This window comes from Paenibacillus sp. A3, from assembly GCF_001399685.1.
Classification (GTDB): domain Bacteria; phylum Bacillota; class Bacilli; order Paenibacillales; family NBRC-103111; genus Paenibacillus_G.
On sequence record NZ_JTHN01000328.1, the window covers coordinates 1 to 6,225 of the forward strand.

6 protein-coding genes are annotated in these 6,225 nt (G+C 54.7%); 5 read left to right on the forward strand and 1 reads right to left on the reverse strand.

Annotated features, from left to right (window positions below; genetic code table 11):
- Positions 1 to 313 precede the first annotated feature (313 nt).
- The 3 genes from QJ48_RS34145 (at position 314) to QJ48_RS34155 (ending at position 3,265) form a co-directional block, all read left to right on the forward strand.
- Positions 314 to 901: a TetR/AcrR family transcriptional regulator gene (locus tag QJ48_RS34145; RefSeq protein WP_054977727.1), complete on the forward strand. Its 588-nt coding sequence runs from the start codon at positions 314 to 316 to the stop codon at positions 899 to 901.
- An 18-nt stretch (positions 902 to 919) separates the two neighbouring features.
- Entirely contained in the window at positions 920 to 1,660 is a 741-nt protein-coding gene (locus QJ48_RS34150) for an SDR family oxidoreductase (protein ID WP_054977728.1), read from the forward strand.
- An 87-nt stretch (positions 1,661 to 1,747) separates the two neighbouring features.
- A complete protein-coding gene (locus QJ48_RS34155) occupies positions 1,748 to 3,265 on the forward strand; it encodes a LysM peptidoglycan-binding domain-containing protein (protein ID WP_157261851.1) in 1,518 nt (505 codons plus the stop codon).
- Between the two features lie 85 nt (positions 3,266 to 3,350).
- Here QJ48_RS34155 and QJ48_RS34160 read toward each other — a convergent pair whose 3' ends face one another.
- The gene (locus QJ48_RS34160; protein ID WP_054977729.1) at positions 3,351 to 4,169 is read right to left on the reverse strand and encodes a glycerophosphodiester phosphodiesterase family protein; all 819 of its coding nucleotides are present in this window, start codon (positions 4,167 to 4,169) and stop codon (positions 3,351 to 3,353) included.
- A 361-nt stretch (positions 4,170 to 4,530) separates the two neighbouring features.
- Between QJ48_RS34160 and QJ48_RS34165 the strand changes: the two genes are divergently transcribed.
- Positions 4,531 to 5,043 (forward strand): metal-dependent hydrolase, encoded by a 513-nt coding sequence (locus QJ48_RS34165; RefSeq protein WP_054977730.1) that lies wholly within the window; start codon positions 4,531 to 4,533, stop codon positions 5,041 to 5,043.
- Between the two features lie 119 nt (positions 5,044 to 5,162).
- On the forward strand, positions 5,163 to 5,969 hold the full coding sequence (gene asd, locus QJ48_RS34170; RefSeq protein ID WP_054977731.1) for an archaetidylserine decarboxylase: 807 nt from the start codon (positions 5,163 to 5,165) through the stop codon (positions 5,967 to 5,969).
- Positions 5,970 to 6,225 lie beyond the last annotated feature (256 nt).

Sequence of the window (6,225 nt, forward strand, 5' to 3'; positions counted from 1 at the left end):
ATTTGTCTGAGTTTTTCTATTTTAAAGGCTACTCAACACTCTGAGCCCGGTACCGATTTAAGGTGCGGGCATTTTTTTTACTAATTGACGCGGCCACCGCTCGAAACTGGCGGGAAAAAAGCGTAAACAAAATTCCGACCACCGTCGACAGAGCGGCGGCGTAGGGAACGGCGCGAAGCCCTCCGCCAAGCTGCCCGAGGCCTGACCCAGGAATATCCCAATCGGGATGCCCAGAATTTTTGAATGAAAAAAATAAAATTTGTCATTTGTCACTCGAATGTGCTATTCTGATGTCAAGAAGGGTTGTGTTTTCATGGAAAAGTCCTCGGACGTGTTAACGAAGGAACGAATCATTGCGGCAGCGGAAGAAACGATCAAACGATACGGGATGGCGAAGACCTCGGTAACGGATGTGGCGAAAGCCTTAGGCGTCAGTCACGGCAGCATTTACCGCCATTTCAAAAGCAAGACGGAGCTTTTCGAAGCGGCGACGGAGCAATGGCTGGAGAAGAAGATCGTCGCGCCGCTTGCGGACGTGTGCTACGACTCTTCTTTGCACGGAGTCGGACATGTAAAAGCGTATATCCGGACGCTCGTCCAGCTAAAGCGGCACTATGCCCGCGAAGACGAAGCGTTGTTTGCCATGTATGCCAAAGTAACCGATGAATCCGCCGAACTCATCTCCAAGCACATTGGCCGTATTGTCGAGCATCTGACGGATATCATGCTCCGCGGCGGTCTGAAGTCCGACCACCCCGAACGGTCGGCCCGTGCCGTCTTTTACGCTACGGCGCGGTTTCATCATCCGGCTCATGCTTACGAATGGAAAAGCCCGGCGGTCGACGCCGAGTTTTCGGATGTGTGGGCTCTGATCGAGCAAGGCCTCAAAACCAACGAATAAGAAAGAAGGGAAGCACATATGAAACCATTGGAAGGTAAAGTAGCCATCGTTACCGGATCGTCGCGGGGAATCGGCCGCGTCATTGCCGAGCGGTTGGCCGGACTGGGGGCCAAGGTGGCGATCAATTATGCCGGGAGTCCGGAGAAGGCAGCCGAAGCGGTGGCGGGCATTGTTCAAAAGGGCGGTCAAGCGACCGCCATTCGCGCCGATCTCGGCAAGGTAAGCGATATCGAACGACTGTTTGCCCAAACGATCGCCGAATACGGGAAAGTGGATATTCTGATCAACAACGCCGGACTGATGCTCAACAAACCGCTTTCGGACGTGACGGAGGACGTTTTTGAGAAACAGTTCGCCGTGAATGTCAAAGGCACCTTTTTCGCGTGCCAGCAAGCGATGAAGCATATGGAAAACAACGGCAGAATCGTGAACTTCTCGACCTCCGTCATCGGTCAGATGTTTCCGACGTACAGCGTCTACGCGGGCACGAAAGGGGCGGTCGAACAATTCACCCGTCAGCTTTCGAAGGAATTCGGCGCGAAGCAAATTACGATTAATGCGGTAGCTCCCGGCCCTGTGAATACGGAGCTTTTTACGGCAGGTAAAACCGAGGAGCAGATCGAGGGCACGAAAAAGCTCAATGCGTTCGGCCGTATAGGGGAACCCGAAGACATCGCCGACGCGGTCGAGCTGCTGGTCAGCGACAAGTCGCAATGGATCACCGGCCAGACGCTGCGCGTCAACGGTGGATTTATCTAACCATTCAAAAAATTTATGAGCACCGATCGTAATGCGTCCCTCGGCTGAATACGAATAGTAGTAACATGCTTCGTAAAGGAGAAGACCATGATTACTTATGTCGTTCAGCAGGGGGATTCCCTCTACTCGATTGCCCAAAGGTTCGGGGTCACGGTAGACGCGCTGATGGAAACGAACAGATTGACCTCGACTATCATTTATGTGGGCCAGACGTTGACCATTCCGGTTTCCGGGCAAAGGACTTACACGGTGCAGGCCGGCGATTCGCTTTATTCGATTGCTCAAAGGTTCGGGACGACATACCAAGCGATCATGATTTTAAACGGATTGACGTCCACGGCTTTGCAGATCGGTCAAAGGCTCCGGATTCCCGTTTATACGGAGGCCATCGTCAATGTGAACACGGCGAACATCCGCCAATATCCGGGAACGACATCGCCGCTCATCGACCAGATGGACCGGGGAGCCAGGCTGCCGGTGACGGGAATCGAAGGCGACTGGGTGCGCGTCCAACTGTACGACGGACGGGTCGGCTGGGTGCTCCGGGATCTCGTCCGGGTCGTTCCTCACGGCGGGGAACGCCCGGTGCAGCAGGTGTTGGGCTTTTACACGGAAAAGGAAGGACCGACGCTCCCCAGCTCGTATCAAGTCTTTGTGGAGCATACCGCGCAGTTGTCCGCTGTAGGCATGTTTCATTTTCGCATTAACCGGGCCAATCCGACGGAAATCGAGAAGTTTCCGGCAACGTTCACCGACGCCTACATGCGGCAGGTCGTGGATTACGGCCATCGCCATAATGTGAAAATGCTTCCTACAGTGCATAATCTGCTGTACGAAAGAGGGAATCAGGAGGCTAACAAGGAAGTCATCCGCGGCATGCTGGCTACGCCGGATACGCGCAGGGCGTTCATTTCCAGCGTGATCGCGCTGATCCAGCGGTACAACTTCGACGGGGTCAACATCGACTTCGAGGATGTGCGCTACGAGGACCGGGAGCGCCTATCGGCCTTTTACCGGGAGCTCGGCAGCGCCTTGCGGAACCAAGGCTATTTTTATTCGGTCGATACGCCGTCGCGCACCTCGGACGAACCGACGAATCCCTTCTCGGCGCCGTTCAATTATGCCGTTCTCGGCGAGGCCGTCGACGAGTTCGTGGTCATGCTGTATAACGAGCATGGCTGGCCGGGAAGCGGTCCGGGTCCCGTCGTCTCGATCGGCTGGATGGAAACCGTGGTCAAATACGCGCTTACCAAAATGCCAGCATCCAAAATTACGGCCGCCGTCTCGGTGTTCGGCTTCGATTTCAACTTGACGACGGGACGCAACACGTATGCGACCTATGCCATGGCGATGAATTTGGCGAGAAGATATAATAAAGAAGTCATCTTCGACGAGAAAACGCAGACACCGATGTTCGCTTATACGGATGAGTCCGGCAACAAGCACGAGGTTTGGTTTGAAAACACGGCCAGCATCCGGTCGAAAATGCAGCTTGCCCATCGACTGGGCATCCGAGGCATCGCTTTGTGGAGACTCGGCATGGAGGATCCTGGCATCTGGACGATGATGGAGAATGAATTCGTCATTCGCAAGAGCGCGACATAATCACATTGGAAGCACATAAACAAAACAACCCGCCTTCGGGTCCGGACGGACTGCGGCAAGGCGGGTTTTGCCGTTCTCCGGGGAGTCAGGACTTGGCGCGGCGTTGGCGCAGAAGCTCGACCAACTGTGCGGGCTCGTTCGTGATGATGCTGTCGACGCCAAGCTTCAGCATGCGGTTCATCGTCTTTTTGTCGTTGACGGTCCAGACGAACACTTGCTTGCGATGCTGCGCGGCGAGACGCATAAACTCTTCGTTGACCAAAGGATAAGCGGCGCTGAGCACTTCGTAGTTACGGTCCGTAAACAGCGCTTCGCGGTTTGCGGATTTTTGCCCTACGATCAAGCCGGTCCGAATGCTTGCATTGAGCTGCTTTACTTTTCGCAAAAGCGCCGGATCGAACGACGTTACCGTACAGTCGGCCGTGAATTTGCGGCGCTCGATAATGTTGACGGTTTCCTCGGCAAGCCGTTTTTGATGACCGTTATTTTTAAGCTCGATGTTGAGCTTGATTTTGCCTTGGGCGATCTCGATGATTTCTTCCAATGTCGGGACGCGTTCTTGGCGAAATTGCGGGTGAAACCATTCGCCGGCGCTCGCTTGGCGCAGCTCGCCGTACGGAATTTCCCACATGGGCTTGTTGATTCCCGTCGTCCGTTTGGCGCTGTCGTCGTGCATCAGCACGATCACCCCGTCCGCCGTCTCCTGAACGTCAAGCTCGGCATAGCCTGCGCCGTCCTTGATCGCTTGGCGAATCGAGCTCGCCGTATTCTCGGGCGCGGCATGCGAGCTGCCGCGGTGCGCGGTAACGAGGCCGCTGTTGTCTGCGCGCGTAGCAGGCGTCGAGCCTGTGGCGGTAAAGTTGACGGCGAATACAACGGCAAGCACCAGCATGAATTTTTGCATAAAGCAGCCCCCTGATGAAATAAAGTGCACAGGACAGCACGAAGCTCCCAGTAGGGCATCGTTGCGGGCCCTCTATCATAGACGATCCGAATTCGACAAATTCCTCATATCCGGGCAAAAAAAGATTAGCATATTTCGGTTAGATAAAAATTAGCTTGTCCCGGCGTTTTGGACCGCATGCGCTAACGGTTTCTTAACAATTGCAGAGGGAAGGGCGCGGGAGGAACAGAAAAACGGGTCCGCGAGCGAACCGATTTGTATCCGGTTGTAAGAGATGTAGAAATGCGATCATATGTTTGGTATAATGGGGAATGCTCTTGACCGGGCCGCAACAACACAGAATAACGAGGAGGATCTAAGAATGCTGCAAAAAACGCACAGCGTCGCCGGTTTGCTGGCCGCGGAAGGGGTGCTGCTGCACTTTCAGGTGCCGCTTTTGTCCTGGGAAACCGCCGCTGCGCTTCTGCTTGGCTGCTTGGCAGGCCCTTTGGCCGACATTGACAAACAGGGATCGACGATGGCCAAAGTATTTTTTCCGCTGTCCTTCGTGCTGCGGCTCATGAACGTCCGGCACCGGACGCTGACGCACTCCGTCCTATTTCTGTTCGGAATTGCCGCGCTGCTGCTGCCGCTTCCGGAACCGCTGTTCTGGAGCCTTCTGCTCGCTTACGCGTCCCATGCTTTCATCGATTTGTTCAATGAGCAGGGAGTCGAGCTGCTGTGGCCGATCAAGCTCAAATTCCGGCTGCTGCCGAAATTTATGGCGATCGAAACGGGTTCGTTCATGGAAACCGGGTTCCGCTACATACTGACGCTGCTCTGTATTGCACTGCCGGTCCGTTACTATTGGGATACGGTCTCCGGACTGTTTTGAATCATCCAATCGTTCATTCGGTACACCTATCGTAACGATAGGAAATTCGTGATTGATGAAGCCGCCCGCCGCCTTTATAATTCGTCTCGTTCGTGTATTTATTATAACGAAGGCTGGCGATGAATAAAGTGAATCGGCAATTATTTTGTTTGCTAACCGAGCTGTCGTCCCGCAAATGGCTGTCCGAGCGAATCGGTTCGTTCACCAAGTCGAAAGCTAGCCGCAGGCTCATCCGATCCTTTGCAAAAACGTACGGCATCCGGGTCGAGGAAGCCGAACAACCGCTGGAGGCTTACGAATCGTTGAACGACTTTTTCATTCGTCGGTTAAAAGCCGGACTGCGGCCCGTCGATCCCGACGCCGCTTCGCTGGTCAGCCCCGTGGACGGAACCGTCACCGGTATCGGTTCGATGAACGACAAGCTGCGTTTTATCGTCAAGGGTCAAGATTACGGCTTGGACGAGCTGCTCCATGATTTGCCCATGAAAGACCGGTACCGCAACGGCTATTTTATCGTCCTGTATTTGAGCCCGGCCGACTACCATCGCGTCCATTCCCCGGTTGCCGGAGAGGTGACCGCCACGCGCCGCATCCCGGGAACGGTCTATCCGGTTCACGAACGCAGCCTGCGGCATATGCCCAAGGTATTGAGCCGCAATGAACGGCTGATTACCTGCATCAGGCACCGGTTCGGAATGACGACGGTCGTCAAGGTGGGAGCGATGAACGTCAGCAGCATTCGGTATACGGAGCCGCTGCGCGCCCGGTTGGACCGGGGAGAGGAGCTGGCCTTCTTCGAATTCGGTTCGACGGTTGTACTGCTGGTCGAGAAGGAAGCTTTCGCGTTCCGCAACGGTCTCGATGTCGGCAGCAAGGTACGCGTCGGAGAAGCGCTCGGTTATTGGAAGGCGGAAGGGTGCGAATAGGCAATGAGTCAAGGGCCTGAAAAAGGGCTCCCTGTGTCGAGGAGCCCGCTTCGCGTAGAAAATCTAAGCATACGCCGGTGGGGTATATCCCTCCAGCCGCTGCCCTCCCCCAGAAAGTGAAGAAACACTTGGAAGCTTATTCCGATTGCTTTCCGGGGACCCCCAATCTACCCGTGAACTGGATTAGAATTAGCGGTATTTTCACAGGTTTCAAAGGCGGACGTAAACTCTTACGGAATATACCCCACCTCTATTT

What these genes read in the sequence shown, in the direction of transcription:
- QJ48_RS34145 (WP_054977727.1), top strand. Translation starts at nt 314, where the DNA reads ATGGAAAAGTCCTCGGACGTGTTAACGAAGGAACGAATCATTGCGGCA.
- QJ48_RS34150 (WP_054977728.1), top strand. Translation starts at nt 920, where the DNA reads ATGAAACCATTGGAAGGTAAAGTAGCCATCGTTACCGGATCGTCGCGG.
- QJ48_RS34155 (WP_157261851.1), top strand. Translation starts at nt 1,748, where the DNA reads ATGATTACTTATGTCGTTCAGCAGGGGGATTCCCTCTACTCGATTGCC.
- QJ48_RS34160 (WP_054977729.1), bottom strand. Translation starts at nt 4,169, where the DNA reads ATGCAAAAATTCATGCTGGTGCTTGCCGTTGTATTCGCCGTCAACTTT.
- QJ48_RS34165 (WP_054977730.1), top strand. Translation starts at nt 4,531, where the DNA reads ATGCTGCAAAAAACGCACAGCGTCGCCGGTTTGCTGGCCGCGGAAGGG.
- asd (WP_054977731.1), top strand. Translation starts at nt 5,163, where the DNA reads ATGAATAAAGTGAATCGGCAATTATTTTGTTTGCTAACCGAGCTGTCG.